Source organism: Pseudonocardia bannensis (assembly GCF_012911875.1).
In the GTDB taxonomy this organism is placed as follows: domain Bacteria; phylum Actinomycetota; class Actinomycetes; order Mycobacteriales; family Pseudonocardiaceae; genus Pseudonocardia; species Pseudonocardia bannensis.
On record NZ_JAAXKZ010000067.1, the window covers coordinates 1 to 18392 of the forward strand.

Annotated in this window: 22 protein-coding genes; 8 read left to right on the forward strand and 14 right to left on the reverse strand. The window is 71.9% G+C overall.

Going from position 1 to position 18392, the window contains the following annotated elements:
* Positions 1-39: 39 nt before the first annotated feature.
* The 5 genes from smpB to HF519_RS17775 form a co-directional block, all read right to left on the reverse strand.
* Positions 40-525: an SsrA-binding protein SmpB gene (smpB, locus tag HF519_RS17755; protein WP_169414087.1), complete on the reverse strand. Its 486-nt coding sequence runs from the start codon at positions 523-525 to the stop codon at positions 40-42.
* Positions 526-595: 70 nt separating this feature from the next.
* Positions 596-1498: a permease-like cell division protein FtsX gene (gene ftsX, locus HF519_RS17760; protein WP_169414088.1), complete on the reverse strand. Its 903-nt coding sequence runs from the start codon at positions 1496-1498 to the stop codon at positions 596-598.
* 5 nt (positions 1499-1503) lie between these two features.
* Positions 1504-2193 carry a cell division ATP-binding protein FtsE gene (gene ftsE, locus HF519_RS17765; RefSeq protein ID WP_169414089.1) on the reverse strand — a complete coding sequence of 230 codons (690 nt, stop codon included), beginning with the start codon at positions 2191-2193 and terminating at the stop codon, positions 1504-1506.
* A gap of 123 nt (positions 2194-2316) precedes the next feature.
* Positions 2317-3423, reverse strand: coding sequence for a peptide chain release factor 2 (gene prfB, locus HF519_RS17770; protein WP_169414090.1), 1107 nt, complete (start codon positions 3421-3423; stop codon positions 2317-2319).
* 45 nt (positions 3424-3468) lie between these two features.
* Positions 3469-3978 (reverse strand): PadR family transcriptional regulator, encoded by a 510-nt coding sequence (locus HF519_RS17775; RefSeq protein WP_169414091.1) that lies wholly within the window; start codon positions 3976-3978, stop codon positions 3469-3471.
* Positions 3979-4350: 372 nt separating this feature from the next.
* Here HF519_RS17775 and HF519_RS17780 point away from each other — a divergent pair, with 372 nt between their 5' ends.
* From HF519_RS17780 to HF519_RS17800, 5 genes are all read left to right on the forward strand, one after another.
* Complete coding sequence (locus HF519_RS17780) at positions 4351-5328, forward strand: ABC transporter permease (protein ID WP_169414092.1); 978 nt, start codon at positions 4351-4353, stop codon at positions 5326-5328.
* Between the two features lie 14 nt (positions 5329-5342).
* On the forward strand, positions 5343-6290 hold the full coding sequence (locus HF519_RS17785; protein WP_169414093.1) for an ABC transporter permease: 948 nt from the start codon (positions 5343-5345) through the stop codon (positions 6288-6290).
* Entirely contained in the window at positions 6283-8433 is a 2151-nt protein-coding gene (locus HF519_RS17790) for a dipeptide ABC transporter ATP-binding protein (protein WP_312860173.1), read from the forward strand. Before HF519_RS17785 ends, HF519_RS17790 begins: the two co-directional genes overlap by 8 nt.
* Before the next feature lie 38 nt (positions 8434-8471).
* Entirely contained in the window at positions 8472-10154 is a 1683-nt protein-coding gene (locus tag HF519_RS17795; RefSeq protein WP_169414094.1) for an ABC transporter family substrate-binding protein, read from the forward strand.
* 82 nt (positions 10155-10236) lie between these two features.
* A complete protein-coding gene (locus tag HF519_RS17800; protein ID WP_169414095.1) occupies positions 10237-11106 on the forward strand; it encodes a hypothetical protein in 870 nt (289 codons plus the stop codon).
* A gap of 13 nt (positions 11107-11119) precedes the next feature.
* Here the strand turns inward: HF519_RS17800 and HF519_RS17805 are convergent, their stop codons facing one another.
* The 3 genes from HF519_RS17805 to HF519_RS17815 all read right to left on the reverse strand — a co-directional run bounded on the left by HF519_RS17805 (position 11120) and on the right by HF519_RS17815 (position 13713).
* On the reverse strand, positions 11120-11422 hold the full coding sequence (locus tag HF519_RS17805; RefSeq protein WP_169414096.1) for a hypothetical protein: 303 nt from the start codon (positions 11420-11422) through the stop codon (positions 11120-11122).
* A 70-nt stretch (positions 11423-11492) separates the two neighbouring features.
* Positions 11493-12530: an acyl-CoA dehydrogenase family protein gene (locus HF519_RS17810; protein ID WP_169414097.1), complete on the reverse strand. Its 1038-nt coding sequence runs from the start codon at positions 12528-12530 to the stop codon at positions 11493-11495.
* A 13-nt stretch (positions 12531-12543) separates the two neighbouring features.
* On the reverse strand, positions 12544-13713 hold the full coding sequence (locus HF519_RS17815; RefSeq protein ID WP_169414098.1) for an acyl-CoA dehydrogenase family protein: 1170 nt from the start codon (positions 13711-13713) through the stop codon (positions 12544-12546).
* A gap of 175 nt (positions 13714-13888) precedes the next feature.
* On the opposite strand from HF519_RS17815, the gene HF519_RS17820 reads away from it, so the two are divergent.
* Both HF519_RS17820 and HF519_RS17825 read left to right on the forward strand, forming a co-directional pair.
* Entirely contained in the window at positions 13889-14131 is a 243-nt protein-coding gene (locus HF519_RS17820; protein WP_169414099.1) for a ribbon-helix-helix domain-containing protein, read from the forward strand.
* 7 nt (positions 14132-14138) lie between these two features.
* Positions 14139-14531: a hypothetical protein gene (locus HF519_RS17825; RefSeq protein WP_169414100.1), complete on the forward strand. Its 393-nt coding sequence runs from the start codon at positions 14139-14141 to the stop codon at positions 14529-14531.
* Positions 14532-14557: 26 nt separating this feature from the next.
* Here HF519_RS17825 and HF519_RS17830 read toward each other — a convergent pair whose 3' ends face one another.
* Genes HF519_RS17830 through HF519_RS17840 form a run of 3 tightly spaced genes read right to left on the reverse strand, consistent with a single transcriptional unit; the run spans position 14558 to position 16377 of the window.
* A complete protein-coding gene (locus HF519_RS17830) occupies positions 14558-15313 on the reverse strand; it encodes a tyrosine-protein phosphatase (protein WP_312860174.1) in 756 nt (251 codons plus the stop codon).
* Positions 15314-15373: 60 nt separating this feature from the next.
* Complete coding sequence (locus HF519_RS17835) at positions 15374-15832, reverse strand: DUF421 domain-containing protein (protein WP_169414101.1); 459 nt, start codon at positions 15830-15832, stop codon at positions 15374-15376.
* Positions 15832-16377 carry a hypothetical protein gene (locus HF519_RS17840; RefSeq protein ID WP_169414102.1) on the reverse strand — a complete coding sequence of 182 codons (546 nt, stop codon included), beginning with the start codon at positions 16375-16377 and terminating at the stop codon, positions 15832-15834. Before HF519_RS17840 ends, HF519_RS17835 begins: the two co-directional genes overlap by 1 nt.
* Before the next feature lie 172 nt (positions 16378-16549).
* Here HF519_RS17840 and HF519_RS17845 point away from each other — a divergent pair, with 172 nt between their 5' ends.
* The gene (locus tag HF519_RS17845; protein ID WP_169414103.1) at positions 16550-16927 is read left to right on the forward strand and encodes a DUF1622 domain-containing protein; all 378 of its coding nucleotides are present in this window, start codon (positions 16550-16552) and stop codon (positions 16925-16927) included.
* 21 nt (positions 16928-16948) lie between these two features.
* Here the strand turns inward: HF519_RS17845 and HF519_RS17850 are convergent, their stop codons facing one another.
* The 3 genes from HF519_RS17850 to soxR all read right to left on the reverse strand — a co-directional run bounded on the left by HF519_RS17850 (position 16949) and on the right by soxR (position 18350).
* On the reverse strand, positions 16949-17341 hold the full coding sequence (locus HF519_RS17850; protein ID WP_169414104.1) for a hypothetical protein: 393 nt from the start codon (positions 17339-17341) through the stop codon (positions 16949-16951).
* A 59-nt stretch (positions 17342-17400) separates the two neighbouring features.
* Positions 17401-17721 carry an NIPSNAP family protein gene (locus HF519_RS17855; RefSeq protein ID WP_169414105.1) on the reverse strand — a complete coding sequence of 107 codons (321 nt, stop codon included), beginning with the start codon at positions 17719-17721 and terminating at the stop codon, positions 17401-17403.
* A gap of 158 nt (positions 17722-17879) precedes the next feature.
* A complete protein-coding gene (soxR, locus tag HF519_RS17860; protein ID WP_169414120.1) occupies positions 17880-18350 on the reverse strand; it encodes a redox-sensitive transcriptional activator SoxR in 471 nt (156 codons plus the stop codon).
* Between the last annotated feature and the right edge of the window lie 42 nt (positions 18351-18392).

The following is an 18392-nucleotide window of genomic DNA, read 5'->3' on the forward strand; positions in this document are numbered from 1 at the left end:
GTGCCGGATTCCCGGGGGTGGGGTCCCCGTCCCCTGCCGTCACCGCATCTCCCGCGCCCGGCCCTTGACCGCGCGGCCCATCGCCCGGGCGATGTCGCGCTCCGCGTCGCGCTTGGCCAGGTCGGTCCGCTTGTCGTAGCTCTTCTTGCCCTTCGCCAGGGCGAGCTCGCACTTGACCTTGCCGTCGGAGAAGTACAGCGACAGCGGCACCAGGGTCAGCCCGCCCTCGCGGATCTTGCCGATCAGCCGCTCGATCTCCCCGCGGTGCAGCAGCAGCTTGCGGGTGCGCCGGGGCTCGTGGTTCGTCCAGCTGCCCTGGGTGTACTCGGGGATGTGCAGGCCGCGCAGCCAGACCTCGCCGTCGTCGACGGTCGCGAAGGCGTCGACCAGGGACGCCCGGCCCAGGCGCAGGCTCTTGACCTCGGTGCCCAGGAGCGCGACGCCGGCCTCGTAGGTGTCGAGGATCGTGTAGTCGTGTCGCGCCTTCCGGTTCTGCGCGATGACTTTGCGGCCTTTCTCCTTCACCTGTCCAGACTACGCGGCGGGGATCGCGGACGCCGTCGTCCGCGACCCCCGAGCGTGGCGACCCGCCCGGCTACAGCCGGACGTAGAGCCGCAGCGTCACGTAACCGGTGATCGCCGCGATCGCGGCCCCGATGGGCACCAGGTAGATCGAGACCTGCACGACGTCGAGCAGGCTGATCGGCGGGATGACGCCGTTCTGCGCGATCCCGGCGAGCAGGTCGTCGATGAACACGAACTTGGCCGCGATCAGTCCGGCCGAGGCCAGCACCGCGCCCACCACGCCCGTGACCACCGCCTCGATGAGGAACGGCAGTTGGGTGTACCAGCGGGTGGCACCGACCAGCCGCATGACCCCGACCTCTGTACGCCGGGTGTAGGCCGAGACCTGCACCGTGTTGGAGATCAGCAGCAGTGCCGCGACGGCCTGCACGAGCGCGAGCGCGAACGTCACGTTCCGGACGCCGCCGAGGAAGTCGAACAGCTTGGCCACGACGTCACGCTGGTCGATCACGTTCCGCACGCCGACCTGGTCGGCCATGGCCTGGCGGATCGCCTCGGCACCGGTGTCCTGGTCGACCAGCTTGACCCGCAGCGTTGCCGGCAGCGACTGCGGCCGGACCACCTCGGCGATCGACTGCCCGGCGAACAGCTCCTTGAAGCGCTCGTAGGCCTGCGGCTGGCTCTCGAAGTCCACCGACTCGACCAGCGGCGAGTTCTCCAGGGTGGTGCGCAGGTTCGCGCAGATCGGCTGGCTGCAGTCGGTGTCGGTGCTCGACACGTCCTGGGTCAGCGAGACCTGCACCTCGAGCCGGTCGCTGTAGAGCCGCTCGGTGCTGTCGATCGTGTTCACCGCGAGCAACCCGGTGCCGACCAGACCCAGCGAGATCGCGGTGGTCAGGACCATCGCGACGGTCATCGTGACGTTGCGGCGCAGCCCGGTGAGAACCTCCCGCGCGACGAAGTCTGTACGCACCGGTGCTACCGCCCCACGCCGTAGACGCCGCGCGACTCGTCGCGGACGACCTGACCGAGGTCGAGCTCGACGACGCGGCGGCGCATCGAGTCGACGATGGAGTGGTCGTGGGTGGCCATGACGACCGTGGTGCCGGTGCGGTTGATCCGTTCCAGCAGCAGCATGATGTCCTGGCTGGTGTCCGGATCGAGGTTCCCGGTGGGCTCGTCGGCCAGCAGCACCAGCGGCCGGTTCACGAACGCCCGCGCGATGGCCACCCGCTGCTGCTCACCGCCGGAGAGCTCGTGCGGCATCCGCTCGGCCTTGCCCTCCAGTCCGACCAGCTCCAGCACCTCGGGCACCACCTTGCGGATCGTCGAGGCCTGCTTGCCGATCACCTCGAGGGCGAACGCGACGTTGCCGCCGACGGTCTTGTTGGGCAGCAGCCGGAAGTCCTGGAACACGCAGCCGATGCGCTGGCGCAACCGGGGCACCCGCCGTCGGGGGAGCTTCGCGACGTTGAGATCGGAGACGAAGATGTTGCCCCGGGTGGGTACGTCCTCGCGCAGCAGCAGCCGCAGGAAGGTCGACTTGCCCGAGCCGGACGGCCCGATCAGGAAGACGAACTCGCCCTTCTCCACGGACACCGACACCCGGTCGAGGGCGGGGCGCGTGGACGTCTTGTACATCTTGGTGACGCGTTCCAGGCGAATCACGACGCGGGACGTTACCGCCGGGCCGCGACCGGACCGTTACCCGACTCGCCCCCTGGGCGCCCCCCGGCTACCGCTCGGCTGGTTCATCACGACCGGAACGGGTGACCGGCCGACCGTTCGCCGTCAGTCCGCGGTGGCCTGGGTGCGCCGCCAGCGGATCGCCGACTCGATGAAACCGTCGATGTCGCCGTCGAGCACCGCGGAGGGGTTGCCCACCTCGTGCTCGGTGCGCAGGTCCTTGACCATCTGATACGGGTGCAGCACGTAGGAGCGCATCTGGTTGCCCCAGGACGACCCGGTGTCCTTGAGAGCGTCCATCCTCGCCTGCTCCTCCCGGCGCTGCCGCTCCAGCAGCTTGGCCTGCAGGACCACCATGGCGGTGGCCTTGTTCTGCAGCTGCGAGCGCTCGTTCTGGCAGGACACGACGATCCCGGTGGGGATGTGGGTGAGCCGGACGGCGGAGTCGGTGGTGTTGACGCCCTGCCCGCCGGGGCCGGACGAGCGGTACACGTCGACCCGCAGGTCCTTCTCGTCGATCTCCACGTGGTCGGTCGACTCGACGACCGGCGCCACCTCGACCCCGGCGAACGAGGTCTGCCGGCGGCCCTGGTTGTCGAACGGCGAGATCCGGACCAGCCGGTGCGTGCCCTGCTCGACCGACAGGGTCCCGTAGGCGAACGGCGCGTGCACCTGGAAGGTCGCCGACTTGATGCCGGCCTCCTCGGCGTAGGAGGTGTCGTAGACGTCGACGTTGTAGCCGTGACGCTCGGCCCAGCGCAGGTACATCCGCATCAGCATCTCGGCGAAGTCGGCGGCGTCGACGCCACCGGCCTCGGCGCGGATGGTCACCAGCGCCTCACGCGGGTCGTACTCGCCCGACAGCAGCGTGCGCACCTCGAGCGAGGCGATCTCCTCGCGCAGCTTGGCGCGCTCGGCATCGGCGTCGGCGATGGCCGCGGTGTCGCCCTCCTCCTCGGCGAGCTCGTAGAGCACCGGAAGGTCCTCGAGACGCCGACGCAGCTCCTCGACCCGGCGCAGGTCACCCTGGGCGTGGGCGAGCCGGCTGGTCACCTTCTGCGCGGCCTCGGTGTCGTTCCACAGATCGGGCTGCCCCGCCTGGTCGGAGAGGTCGGCGATCTCGGCGCGCAGCGCGGGGAGGTCGACGACCGCCTCGATGCTCTCCATGGTGCCGGAGAGGTCCTTCAGGTCGGCTGCGACGTCGGGGTTCACAACAGTCCAGGGTACGCACCGCGCGAGCTGCCCGGTCGCGCCCTCCTACTCCTCCGGGATGGCGTCCAGCAGCTTGACCATGGCACGGGTGTGCGCGACGGCGAAGTCGGCGACGGCCTTGCGATACGGGTCGGGTTCGCCCTTGGCGGCCGCGCGGGCGGCGTCCAGCCGGGCGGCGTAGACCTCCTTCGAGGACCGGACGAGCTCGGCGCGCTGCTTGCTGGTCAGCGAGCCCGCGTGCAGCAGCCGCAGCACCAGGGGGCTACGCAGTGCGTCGGACCCGCTGCCCGTGGTGAGCCAGTTCTTGAACGCCCGCTTGCCGGCCGCGGTGATCACGTACTGCTGCGACGCCCGGGGCCCCTGTTTGCCGAGCCGGAGCAGCCCGGCCTCGGCCAGCGCCGGCAGTTCCCGGTAGACCTGGCTGCGGGTGACGGAGAAGAAGGAGCCGAACCGCTCCCCCGCCGCAGCGACCAGTTGCCCTCCGGTCATCGGCCCGGAGTGCAGCAGTCCGAGCAGCGCGGCGGCAGTGGCATTGACTGCGGTGGGCCCCGGCATTCCTCCACGGTGCCACGGCCGGGGCCCGACCGCATCCACTGTGGGCCGGTCCCGGTCCAGTGTGGCCGAACGGCTCAATCCCGGGCGGCGTCCGGGAGTATCGAGGGCGCCACCGGTCGCCCGGGCCGCTGGAGTCCGGGTTCCAGCCGGCCGGCGGAAGTGGTGGCGCTCGGCGGTCATGCATCGGGTCAGAGCATGAGGGTGCGCTTGCGACCGGACGAATGTGTAGCAGAACGTGTGCATTCCGCGACCGAGAGCGACCACTTCACGTCGGCCTCACAGAGCGGGGGCGAGGGTACCGGCCAGCAGGTCGGCCGCCGGGCGACGTCCCGGCGCGACGGCCACCGCCGGGCCCACCATGAGAGAGCGCGCATGGTCCGTTTCCTTCTTCGCCGCCTGCTGAACTACGTGGTGCTGTGCCTGGTCGCCACGTTCCTGGCCTACTCGCTGGCGTCGCTGACGTTCAGGCCGCTCAGCACGCTGCAGAACCGGCAGCCCCCGCCGCCCCCGCAGACGATCGCGGCCAAGAGCGCGGAGTTGAACCTCGACCAACCGATCCCCCGGCGCTTCCTCACCTGGGCGGGCGGCGTCGTGCAGGGCGACTTCGGCAACACGGTGGTGAGCGCCCCGATCGGCGAACAGGTGCTCAGCCGGGCCGGGACCAGCCTGCGGCTGTTCCTCGCCGGCACACTGATCGGCGTCACCCTCGGGGTGCTCATCGGCGTGGCCGGTGCGGTCCGCCAGTACCGGCCGTCGGACTACCTCGCGACGCTGTTCTCCTTCCTGATGCTGTCGACCCCCGTCTTCGTCGTCGGCACCCTGCTCAAGGTCGTCTGGTTGCCGGTGAACCAGGCCGCGGGAACCCAGATCCTCTACTTCTCCGGCGAGGTGACCGCCGGTTTCCAGGGAACATTCACCGAGTCGCTCGTGGACCGATTGCAGCACCTGGTGCTGCCCACCGTGGCGATCGCTCTCGGACAGATCGCCTTCTACAGCCGCTACCAGCGCAGCGCGATGCTGGACGTGCTGGGCAGCGATTTCCTGCGCACGGCGCAGGCGAAGGGGCTGACGCGGCGGCGCGCGTTGTTCAGGCACGGCCTGCGCACGGCGCTCATCCCGATGGCGACGCTGTTCGCCTTCGGCTTCGGCCTGCTCGTCACCGGTGGCGTGTTCACCGAACGGATCTTCGGCTGGTTCGGGATGGGCGACTGGCTCATCGTCGGCGTGCAGCAGCAGGACGCGAACATCGTCGCAACCGTGACGTTGTTCGTCGCCGTACTGGTGCTCGTCTCCGGATGGCTGTCCGATGCCCTCTACGCCGCGCTCGACCCGCGCGTGCGGATCCGGTGAGCAGGAGATCGACCATGGCCAGTCCCGTCATCGCCTCGGGTTCCGGCACCGGGCCCGACCCGGCCGGGGCGGACACCGGTCCGGCCGGAGGTGCGATCGAGGCGCTGGGCCGCCGCCGGCTCGTGCTGCGCCGCTTCCTGCGCAACCGGCTGAGCGCCGCCGGTGGGGTGGTCCTGGTCCTGCTGTTCGCGATGGCGTTCCTGGGGCCACTGTTCTACCCGTGGGACCACCGCACGCAGGACGATCTCGCGCTGCTCACCCCGCCCTCGCCGGAGCACTGGTTCGGCACCACCAAGCTCGGCGAGGACCTGTTCGCCCAGTGCATGCGCGGCCTGCAGAAGTCACTGCTCATCGGCCTGCTCGTCGCGATCATCTCGACGGCGCTGGCGGCCGTGGTCGGGGCCGCGGCCGGCTACTTCGGCAGGGCCACCGACCGCTCCCTGATGTGGCTGGTCGACCTGCTGCTGGTGCTGCCGTCGTTCCTCGTGGTCGCGATCCTGTCCCCCGCCTTCCGCGGTGGGTCGTGGCTGCTGCTGGTGGTGCTGCTGGCCGCGTTCCAGTGGATGATCACCGCGCGGATCGTGCGGGGCATGACGCTGAGCCTGCGCGAGCGCGAGTACGTCAAGGCCGCGCGGTTCATGGGGATGGCGCCGTGGCCCATCATCCGCAGGCACATCCTGCCCAACATGGCGTCGCTGTTGATCATCGACGCGACGATCAACGTCGGCACCGCCATCACCGCGGAGACGGCGCTGTCGTTCTTCGGCTTCGGCATCCAGCCGCCCGACATCTCGCTCGGAACGTTGATCTACAACGGTACGGAGTCCGCGCTGACCTTCTCCTGGCTGTTCCTCTTCCCCGCGGCGCTGCTGGTGACCACCGTGCTCGCCGTCAACTTCCTCGGCGACGGCCTGCGCGACGCCCTCGACCCCACCTCGCTGCGGGGCCGGCGCCGTGATTGAACGCGAGAAGGTCCTCGATCCGGGTTCCGGTGGCGACCCCGGTGGGCCCGTGCTCGAGGTCCGCGACCTGGAGGTCTCGTTCCCCAGCGAGGCCGGACGGGTCGCCGCGGTGCGCGGGCTGTCCTTCGACGTCGGCGCCGGGGAGGTGCTCGGCATCGTCGGTGAGTCCGGGTCCGGCAAGTCGGTCTCGGCGCTGGCCACGATGGGGCTGCTGCCTCCGCAGGCGCGCATCGGCGGCTCCATCCGGTTCCACGGCACCGAACTGCTCGGCAAGTCCGACGTCGCGCTGTCGCGGATCCGCGGCCGGCGCATCGCCATGGTCTTCCAGGATCCGCTCTCCGCACTGACCCCGATCTTCACGGTCGGCGACCAGGTCGCCGAGGCGTTGCGGGTGCACGACCCGAAGCTGGCGAAGAAGGCGGCCGCCGAGCGGGCCGTCGACCTGCTCGACCTGGTGGGCATCCCCCACGCGCGGGCCCGGTCCGCCTCGTTCCCGCACGAGTTCTCCGGCGGCATGCGCCAGCGCGTCGTGATCGCCATGGCCATCGCCAACGACCCCGACCTGATCATCGCCGACGAGCCGACCACGGCGCTCGACGTCACGGTGCAGGCGCAGGTGCTCGACGTCCTGAAGACCGCGCAGGAGATCACCGGGGCCGGCATCGTCCTGATCACGCACGACCTGGGTGTGGTCGCCGGGGTCGCCGACCGGCTGATGGTCATGTACGCGGGGCGCGCGGTCGAGCAGGGCGCCGTCGACGAGGTGTTCGGCCACCCCCGGATGCCCTACACACTCGGCCTGCTCGGCTCGGTGCCCAGGCTCGACGCCACCGAGAAGCGGCCGCTGGTCCCCATCGAGGGGCAGCCACCACCCATGACGGACCTGCCGCCCGGCTGCCCGTTCACCCTGCGCTGCCCGATGGCCGTCGAGCGCTGCTCGGCGGAGGAACCCGCCCTCGAGGTGGTCGGGCCCGGCCCCGGCGGGCCCGAACCGCACCGCTCGGCGTGCTGGCGCAGCGGCGACATCGAACGCGTCGAGCACGACGTGGCCGGCGCCGGCGCCGACACGGCCGCCACGCTCTTCGGGGTGCGGGCCCCGGCCCCCGGCGCGGCGGGCACGGACGGCCGTCCCGACCGCCCGGTGGTGCTCGACGTCGTCGACCTCGTCAAGCACTACCCGGTGACCACCGGGTCGGTGTTCCGCCGCCGGGTCGGCACCGTGCACGCCGTCGACGGGATCTCCTTCGACATCCGCGAGGGCGAGGTGCTCGGCCTGGTCGGCGAGTCCGGATGCGGCAAGACGACGACCCTCATGGAGATCCTCGGCCTGGAACCCCCGATGGGCGGGCGGATCGTGGTGCTCGGCTCCGACGTCGCCGGGCTCGGCCGACGCGCCCGGGTCGCCGTGCGCCGCGACCTGCAGGTCGTCTTCCAGGACCCGGTGGCCTCGCTCGACCCGCGGTTGCCGGTCGGCGACGTGATCGGCGAGCCGCTGGAGGTGCACGGCGTCGCCCGCCCGCAGATCCGCCGGCGGGTCGCCGAGCTGCTCGACCTCGTCGGGCTGCGGCCCGACCACGCCAACCGCTACCCCGCGGAGTTCTCCGGCGGCCAGCGCCAGCGCATCGGGATCGCCCGGGCGCTGGCTCTCGAACCCAAGGTGCTGATCCTGGACGAGCCCGTCTCCGCGCTGGACGTCTCGATCCGGGCGGGCGTCATCAACCTCCTCGAGGACCTGCGGGCACGGCTCGGGCTCGCGTTCCTGTTCGTCGCCCACGACCTGTCGGTGGTCCGGCACGTGGCCGACCGGGTCGCGGTGATGTATCTCGGCAAGATCGTGGAGATCGGGGCCGTCGACCGTGTCTTCGCCGCGCCGAGCCACCCGTACACCCAGGCGCTGCTGTCCGCGATCCCGATCCCGGACCCCGCGGTCGAACGCCGCCGCGAGCGGATCCTGTTGCGCGGGGACCTGCCCAGCCCCGCCGACCCGCCGTCGGGTTGCCGGTTCCGCACCCGCTGCCCTCTCTTCGTGGAACTCGATGAGTCCCGACGCCGTCGGTGCGTGACCGAGGAGCCACCGCGCGCCGCGGTCGGCTCCGGCCACGAGGCCGCCTGCCATTTCGCGCACGCCCGGGAGGTCGTGTGACCCGCAACGGAGAGCGGACACGGAGATGGGGAGGCACCATGGGTCGATCACATCGGCGGGTGGCACTGGCCGCGGCGGGAGCGGTGGTCGCGCTGCTGCTGGCCGCGTGCGGCGGCGGGGGCGGCGGGCAACTGCAGAGCACCGAACAGCAGGCTCGGGGTGCCCAGGACATCAACCCGCAGAACCCCGCGTCCCTGCGCGAGGGCGGTGACCTGCGCTCGCCGCTCGACGCGCTCCCGGACAACCTCAACTACAACCAGGTCGACGGGGCGAGCGGAGAGACCTCCCAGGTCGGGGCAGCCATCCTGCCCAGCATTTTCACCGACGGGGCGGACGGTAGCCCGACCTTGAACACCTACTACGTCACCGCGGCCGAGGTCACCTCGCAGAACCCGCAGGTGGTGACCTACCAGATCAACGAGCAGGCCACCTGGCGCAGTGGCCGACCGATCACCTGGGAGGACTTCGCAGCCCAGTGGAAGGCCCTCAACGGCACCGACCCGGCCTTCCGGCCGGCCGGGACCACCGGGTACGAGGACATCGCGTCGGTCGAGCGCGGTGACACCGACAAGCAGGTCCGGGTCACCTACGCCCGGACCTTCGCCGAGTGGCAGGGCGTGTTCAGCCCGCTGTACCCCAAGGAGACCAACACCGACCCGGCCGTGTTCAACGAGGGCTGGATCGACAAGGTCCCCGACAGCGCCGGCCCGTTCCAGGTCGACACCATCGACACCACGGCCCAGACCATCACGCTGGTCCGCAACCCGGACTGGTGGGGCGAGCGGCCCCGCCTGGACCGGGTCATCTTCCGGGTGCTCGACCGTTCCGCACTGGCCGACGAGCTCGCCAACAACGGCATCGACTGGTACACGATCGGCTCCAGCGTCGACCTGTACCAGCGCGCCCGCACCACCCCGGGGGTCGTCGTCCGGCAGGCGCTGGAGAAGCAGTACAACCACATCACGTTCAACGGCGCGCCCGGCTCGCTGATGGAGGACCCGGCGGTCCGCCGGGCCATCGCGAAGGGCATCGACGCGCAGGCCATCGCGAACCGCCTGGTGGGGCAGATCGTGCCGAACGTCGCCCGGCAGGGAAGCCACATCTACCCGATCGGCGCGGCGGGCTACGTCGACAACTCGGGCATCATCCCGTTCGACCAGGCCGCGGCCCGCGCCGAGCTCGACCGGCTCGGCTGGGTACAGCAGGGGGAGGCCCGGGTGAAGGACGGCCGCGAGCTGAACCTGCGTTACGTCTCGACGGCGGGCAACCCGATCTCCGACCAGATCTCCCGGACCGTGCAGGAGCAGCTGGCCCGGATCGGGGTCCGGGTCACCATCGAGCCGGTGCCGCCGGCGCAGTTCTTCGACGAGGCCATCATCCCCGGCAACTTCGATCTGACCGGCTTCCAGTGGGTCACCACGTCGATCCCGTTCAGCAGCAGCAAGTCGCTCTACGCCCGGCCGGGCGAGCGGACCAGCCAGAACTTCGGCAGCATCTACAGCCAGGAGATCGAGGACAAGTACAACCAGGGCCTCGCGGAGCTGGACCCCGTCAAGCGCCAGCAGCTCGGCGACGAGATCGACAAGTTGATCTGGCAGGAGGTGCACCACCTCCCGCTGTACCCGTCGACCGGCGCGTACGCGGTCAAGGAGAACCTGGCCAACTGGGGCGCCAAGGGCCTCGGCGACTGGGACTACGTCCGCGTCGGCTTCACCCAGTGACGACGACGCAGCCGGGGGGCGGGCGCTGATCCGTCCCCTGCGCCACGGCCTGCTGACCGGCGGCCTCGCCATCGCGGTGTGCGTGCTGGTCGGCGGCACGAGCCTGGCCGGGTACCTCGGTGTCCGCTCCGGGCTCGCACCGCTGACCGCGCGGACGATCGGCGAGGTCGCCGGGTCGCCGCCGCCGGGAGCACTGCTCGTGCGCTGGACCCCGGCCGGTGGTGTCGAACGCACCGACACCGTGCCGCTCGCCGTCGACGCCCCGGCACCGGGGACGGGCATCGAGGTGGCCTACGACCCGGCGGATCCCGCCCGGCTCGTCACCCCCGGGGCGGCCGTGCTCGCCGACCTCGACGCCGCGGCGAGCGGGCTGGCCTTCGCCGCCGCCGCCCTGGCTGCGCTGCTCGCGACCGCTGCGTTCCAGCTCACGACCCGGCGCCGGGCCTGGCTGCGCCGCGGCCGCCGCAGTGTGGTCGGCCGCCGGGTCCGCATCCAGCGCGGGCTCGCCACCCGGTCCTGGCTGGAGCTGGACACCAGCCCGCCGCGGTGGCTGCCGGTGCACTTCGAGCCCGGGCTCACCGTGCTGCCCGCGCCCACGGTCGTCGTGCTGCACGGCGACCCGGCGCGGCACCGCTACCTCGCCGCATCCGTCCCCGGACCGGACGGCGAGGTCCGGCTGGTCCCGTCCGGCCCCGTCCGGTCCGATGAGCCCTCCGGCCGCAGGCTCGACAACCCCGCCACCGCCGACGACGAGACCCGCGCCGCGCTCGGCCGGTACGGGCTGGGCAGGCACCTGCGCGCCGATCTCGCGGGCGTCGCCCTCGCCCCGCTGGTCGGGCTGCTGGGGGTGGCGCTGATCGGCGGCGGGGTGCCCACCTGGCTCGCAGCGACCGCGCTGGTCGCGGCCGGGGCCCTGTGCTGGGCCGTGGTCCGCGGATCCGACCCCTCCTGACACCACCCGTGCCTCATTCGGTCGAGGACATCGATCCAGCCGCCCGACCGCCGGTGCTCCCCGCCTTCGCGGGCCGGCAACTGGTGGTCGACGAGACGGCGGCGCAGGGGGTCGCGTGATCGGTGCGACGCTTCGCGTCCCGGGCGGGCGACGACAGCAGCCGGCCGCCTCGGACGAGGCGCTGGGCGAGGTGCTCGACGTCCCAGTCGGCGTAGCCCAGGTCCTCGCCGAGCACCGACGCCGCGACCACCCGCAGGCGCTCCGGCTCCGCGAGCAGGCCGACGGGTTCGGCGGGTGTCACGTCGAGGGAGGCCACCGATGGGCGCCGCGCCGTGGCCGGGCTCGTCCCCCGGCCACGGGGCAGCGCTGAGCGGCCGGCGCGACCGTCAGGCCGGGACGGTGTCGATCGTCAGTTCGGCGATGCGCGCGCGCTGGGCGTCGGAGTCGCCGAACTGCCCGGCCAGCCGCTTGGCGCGCTTGTAGAAGAAGTGCGCCTCGTGCTCCCAGGTGTAGCCGATGCCACCGTGGTACTGGATCATCGCGGCGGTCGCGTCCAGGGCCACGTCCCCCGCCTTGGCCTTCGCCACCGCGACGGCCAGCGCCGCGTCCGGTAGGCCGGCGTCGACGGCGTGCGCCGCGTACAGGGCCGCGTGCTCGGCCATCGTCACCCCGACGTGCAGGTCGGCGAGCGCGTGCTTGATCGCCTGGAACGACCCGACCGGGACGCCGAACTGCTGGCGGTCGCGGTCGTAGGCCACGGTCCGGGACAGCGCCTCGCGGGCGATGCCGACCAGGTCGGCGGCGACGAGCACGGTGGCGCGGGCCGTCAGCTCCGCCACGATCTCGGCCGTGGCACCCGGCAGCGCCTCGCCGGTGCCGTCGACCGCGAGCGACGCGAGGCGTGCGGTGCCGTCGTAGGAGCCCTGCGGGGTCGCGCTGAACGCCGAGGCCTCGACGAGCGCGAGCCCCTCCCCGGACCGGACCACGACCACGTCGGCGACCGCGCCGTACTCCACCGCGGGCAGCGTTCCCGGCGCCGAGCCGCGCGGCGCGAGCGCGCCCACGGCCTCCCCGCTCGCGAGTCTCGGCAGCCAGGCGGCCTGCTGCTCGGGCGAGCCGGCGAGCCGGATCGCCTCCGCGGCGAGCACGGTGCCGCGCCACGGCCCCGGCGCCACCCCGGCGCCGAGCGCCCGGGCGATCACCTGCGCCTCGACGAGGCCGAGCCCGAGGCCCTCGTGCTCCTCGGGCACGAGCACGGCCGGCCAGCCCTGCTCGGCGGCCGCCTTCCACAGCGAGGCCGGGTGCCCGTCGCCGGCGGGGTCCTCGACGACGCCGCGGACGGCCTCGAGGTCGAACCGCTCGGCGAGGTAGCCGCGCACGGCGGCGTCGAACTCGCGCTGGTCGTCGGTGAGTGCGAAGAACATGGCGACCCCTCCCTTACCGCGGCAGGCCGAGCACGCGCTCGGCGGTGATGTTGCGCTGCACCTGCGAGGAGCCGCCCCAGATCGTCACCGACCGGGACCACATGGCCTGCGCGTGCAGCGGCCGCAGGTCGATGCCGTCGATCGAGTCGAGCGTGGCGTCCTCACCGAGGACGTCGTCGAAGACCTCCCAGAGGTCCTGGAACGCCTCCGACCACTGCAGCTTGGTCATCGACGCCTCGAAGCCGAGGTCGCGGCCCTGCTCGACCTGGGTCAGCACGTGCATCGCGTGCAGCCGCAGGCACTCCAGCTCGGTGAGCACCCGCGCGAGCGTGCCGCGCATCACCGGATCCTTGTCGCGCCCGAGCGCACGGGCGACCTCGACGATCTGGTCGTACTGGCGGCGGAACTCGGTGTACTGGGCGATGCCCGACGCGCCGCGCTCGAAGCTCAGCAGCAGCATCGCGGTGCGCCAGCCGTCGCCGATCTCGCCGAGGCAGTCGCGGGCCGGCACCCGGGCGTCGTCGAAGAACACCTCGCCGAACTCACTGGCCCCGCTCATCTGCTTGAGCGGACGGGCGTCGACGCCGGGCTGGTGCATGTCGATGAGCAGCATCGAGATGCCGCGGTGCTTGCTGCTGCCCGGCTCGGTGCGGACCATCGTGAAGATCTTGTCGCCGTGCACGGCGTTGGTGGTCCACACCTTCTGGCCGTTGACCACGAAGTCGTCGCCGTCGCGGACGCCCTTGGTCGTCAGCGCCGCGAGGTCGGAGCCGGCGCCGGGCTCGGAGAAGCCCTGGCACCAGATGACCTCGTTGCGCAGCATCGGCCCGATGATCTCCTTCTTCTGGGCCTCGGTGCCGATCGCCATCACGGTGGGCGCGAGGAAGGTCAGCCCGAGCGGGTTGACCGTGCGGGGCGCGTGCGCGCGCACCGTCTCCTCGTCGTAGATCGCCTTCATCCCCGGTGTCCCGCCACGACCCCCGTACTCGGTCGGCCACTGGATGCCGGCGAACCCGGCGAGCGCCTTGTCGCGCTCCCAGTCCCGGCGTAGCCGGAAGCTCTCGTCGTCGTCGAGGGACTCCCAGAACCCCGGGCGGGTCCACTCATCGGGGATGTTCGCCGACAGCCAGGAGCGGAGTTCGCTGCGGAACTCCTCCTCGGCCTCGGTGTAGGTCAGGTCCATCTCAGGCCTCCTCGCACGCTGCCGCCGCACCCCCGTGTCCCGGCGCTGACCCCACCATGGCATACCGGCGAGTAACTCGCGGCGTGCCGTCCCTCGAAGGGCCTACCGCGGTCCCGCCGACGGGATCGCCGGACCGATCTCCCGGCGGCCGGTATGCACCGGGTAGCCTGCGGGTATGCGCAGCGAGCGGGTGACCGTGAGCCTGCCGGCCGAACTCGTGGCGGAGGCACGCGACGCGGTACGGCGGGGAAGCGCGGCCAGCCTCTCGGCCTACGTGGCCGAGGCGGTCTCGGCCCGGCAACTCAGGGATCGGTCGCTGGCCACCCTGGCCGATCTCTACGGCGGCCCGCCACCCCCGGACGAGCTGGACGCAGCCCGGCGGTCGCTGCGCCTGGTTCCGCCCGCGGCCGTCGGCTGAGGTCGGCGTGATCGGCGGAAGAGTTCTCGACGCCTCCGCGCTGGCGGCCTTCGCGACCGGGCGGCCCGTCTATGTGCGTGCCCTGGTCTGGGCCGCGGTCGAGGAGAACCTCGTGCTGGCCATCCCGAGCGCGGCGCTCGGCCGGGCCTGGGCGCTGTTGTCGCCCGAGCACCATGCGGCCCTGCAGGTCCTGCTCGACCTGCCCAACACCGTCATCGACGAGCTGAGCCCGGCCGTCGCCCAGGAGTCCGGGCTGCTGCTCGCCGCCTCCGGTCAGGACGACATCGTGGCCGGTCAGGTCGCGTCGTCGGCGCGGCGCCGGGGCTGGCCCGCGGTCACCGGCGAGCCCGGTGCGCTGCGCAAGCTCGACAGCGCCGTCGCCGTCGAAGAACTGCCCTAGGACCTCCCGGGGCGCCCCGCCGGGTCTCAGCCGGCGAGCCGCTCCCGGAGCCGCCGGATCGAGGCCGGGTCCAGCCCGTTGTCCAGCAGCCAGCCCGAGGCGCCACCGTGCTCGTCGTCGAGCCGGGCCAGCACCGCCGCGATCACCTCGGCGCGGGGCAGGTGCGGGGTCAGGTCGTCGGGCATGTCGGTACCGGCCGCGGTGGTCCACCGGCGGAACATCGCCTCGATCCGCTCGGCGGAGAGGGCGTAGTCGGCGATCACGGCCTCACGGCTGACCCCGACGGTGTCGAGCACGAGCGCGATCAGCACACCGGTCCGGTCCTTGCCGGCCGCGCAGTGCACCAGCGCCGGTCCGGCGTCCGGGGCCGCCAGCCGGCGCACGGCGTCGACCACGCTGTCCGGACGGTCGGCGAGGTAGCCCAGATAGTGACGCAGCAGCGGGTCGGTGTCGTCGCCCGTCTCGGGCAGCGCCCGGCCCTCCTCGGGGATGAAGCTCAGCGCCACGGTCTGCACGCCGGCCCGCGCGAGGGCCGTCGGGCCGTCCTTGTCGATCTCCCGCGCGGTCCGCAGGTCGAGTACCAGGCGTAGCCCGTACTCGTCGACGAGGTGCGCGACGTCGGCCGGGGTCAGGTAGTGCAAGGACGCGCTGCGCAGCAGTACGCCCCTGCGCGTCGTGCCACCGCCCCCGAGAGGGAGCCCGCCCACGTCACGGACGTTGTCCAGGCCCTCCAGAGCGAGCCAGCGGTCCTGCATCCCACCTCGGATCACGGCGTCGGCCACTCCCGCACCGTAGCCGCTCCTGCCGGACCCGGCTCTCGTTCATGATCCGGGTGTCGCGGATCAGCCGGCGCGCTCGGCCTGCCGCCTGAGGAAGAACGAGATCTTGCCGTCCACCTCCAGCACGGCGAGCTCGACATCGCGGAGGTCCCGGATTCCCTGCTCGCGGGCCGCCTGCAGCAGGTCGGACTCGGGCAGCCGCTCGACCTTCATCGCGTCCCGGTGCATCTCACCGTCGCGCACGACGATGACGGGCTGGCCCTCGAGCAGCTTCCGGGCCTGGGGGAACCGCGACTGCAACCAGGCCATCAGTGCGGTGAGCAGACCGAACGTCGAGACGGCCAGGATGCCGCCGGTCAGCGACAGATCGTTCTGCATGATCGACGACTGGACCAGGTCGGCGACCACGAGCAGCAGGAGCAGCTCGAAGACGTTCATCTGGGCCAGTGCCGCCTTGCCGAGCGCGCGCGTGATCACGAAGAGGAACAGGTAGATCAGCGCTGCGCGGAACACGATCTCCATCAGGGCACCACCACCGTGCTCAACGGAATCTGCGCCACGCGGCTGCCGCCGACGATGACCTGCATCTCGGCGTCGTGAATACCGACCTGACCCAGTGTCTCGCCGGTCTCGGCCGTGAGCGACACGTCCAGGATGTCGCTCGGCGGTGGCTCGAACGTCCAGTACACGAGGGACCGATCACTGGCCTCCCGGACCGGTGACGGGAAGACCCGCCGGATGTCGAACAGCTCGAGGTGCTCCTTCGTGACCGCGATCGTCACCAGGTTGCCGCCGAAGCCACCGGGCCGCTCCACCCGGATGTCGAAGTCGGCCGGGAGCCCGCCCCGGGTGATCCGCGGGTAGTCGACCTGCACGTCGTAACCGTCCGCCGACACCGCCTCGGATCCGGCGCGCACGCCGAGCAGGCCGGTCGCCCCCACCAGCGCCAACAGCGCCACCAGCGCCAGGGCGATGTCCCGCAGGACGTGGATGCGACGAAGGTCGCCCGCCACCACGTCGGGTGGGAGCGTCCGGATCTCGGGCTCCCGCTCAGCGCCGACGGTCATCCTCGGCCTCCCGCTTCCTCCCGGTAGCCCGTCGTTGCGGCGATGCGCCGCGACCACCGGGCTGCGGGTCCCCCACCGGGCCACGGTTATGCGTCCGCCCGGGCCGCCCGTTCGAAGGTCGCGGTAACGGGTAACCGCGAGATCTGACCTGTGCCCGGAGTCGGGAGGCGCCGTGACCTACCGCGAGCTCATCGACGTGCTGGTCGAGGCGATCGAGATCCTCGGCACGGCCGTGATCGTCGTCGGTGGGTTGATCGGGGGAGTGCGGGCCGCCGTCGGACTGGTGCGCGGTACCGACCTGGTCTACACCCGGCTGCGCCGGGAGCTGGGCCACGCGGTCCTGCTCGGCCTCGAGATCCTCGTCGCGGCCGACATCATCCTGACCGTCGCGGTCGAACCGACGCTCGACAGCCTGCTGGCACTCGGGCTGCTGGTCCTGATCCGCACGTTCCTCAGCTTCTCCATCGAGACCGAGATCGAGGGCAGACCACCGTGGCGGGCGCACCGGGCCCGTTCGCGCACGGCCGAACCGACCGGCTCCCCGGTCTGACGCGCCCGGGGTTCCCGGAGCTCACCCGGCGAGCTTCTGCACCCCGGTACGGGAGATCACCAGCGGGTCGGGCAGCCCCGTCGGAGCTCCGGCCGGCGACAGGTAGGTGAAGTTCACGACGAGCTCGCGGGTCTGCACCGAGATCAGGACGACGTCGAAGGACTCACCACCCACGCGCCAGCCGGTGGCCTGCTCGCCACCGACGTCGAACTGCAGGTCCTCGGCCGGGGTGATCACCACCGGCTGCCCGGACAGCGTGCCCTCCGAGCAGGCCGGCCCGTCGGCGTTGGCCTGGTGGGCGGCGCGGGCGGTCCCCTCGTCGCCGTAGACGCTGACCGTCTGCCGCACCGGGACTCCCGCCACCGGCCCGTCCAGTGCGGTGCCGACGCGTACCGCGGCCGGGAAGCGGGCCACGTCAGGGAGGCCAGCACCACGCTCGTCCCCCGGCCACCTGGCGCCTCCGGCCGCCTGGATCAGGCGAAGACGCCCGGGTTGAGCACGCGCCGGCTGAGCTTGGCGACGATGGGCCCGTCCTCCTCACTGGCGGTCTTGACCTTGACCCACTCCGGGTCGGACATCATCGCCGCCCACTTGTCGGCCATCTCGTCGTAGGAATCCCACTTCATCACGTAGACGAGTTCGTTGTTGCCGTTGTCGCCGAGCTCGGTCAACGAGATGAACACGCACTCCATGCCGTGCTTCTCGAAGATTCCCAGCGTGTGATCCTTGAACCGCTTGATCAGCGCCGGCATCCGGCCGGGCACCGTCGTGTACTCGCGAATCTCGTAGATCATCGGGACCCCTTCTGTCGGACCGGCCGGATCGTACGACGATCTTGGCCCGGTCCCGTGGCCCAACATCGGACAGGAAACACGCGGATCGGGCACGCCATCGGGTTCCACCGCGACGGCACGGAGGTCACCCAGGGCCCGCGGACCGGCCGCCCGGCCGCTCAGACACCCCGGTCCGGGGTCCGGCGAAGGGCCGGGGGCAGGAGCCGGGCGCCACTGCCCTGCTCGGCGACCTTGTCGTCCGGATTCCACAGCCGGCAGCGCGCCAGTGACAGGCAGCCGCAACCGATGCAGGAGTCGAGCCCGTCGCGCAGCGCCAGCAGCGCATCGATCTGTTCGTCGAGCCGGGCGCGCCAGGCCCGCGACAGCCGGGACCAGTCGCCCTTGGTCGGGGTACGCCGCTCTGGCAGCTGGTCCAGGGCTGCACGCACCTCGTCCAGCCCCACCCCGATCGCCCGAGCGGCACGGATGAACGCGAGCCTGCGCAGCACACCGCGCTCGTAACGACGCTGGCCACCGCTGGTCCGGGTGGCCCGGACCAGCCCCTCGCGCTCGTAGTAGCGCAGCGCGGAGTGCGGGAAACCGCTGCGCTCGGCGACCTCTCCGATGCTCAACAGATCCTTCGCGTCCACCAGCTCCACCCGAACCCCTTGACCTGAACCTGACTTCAGCTC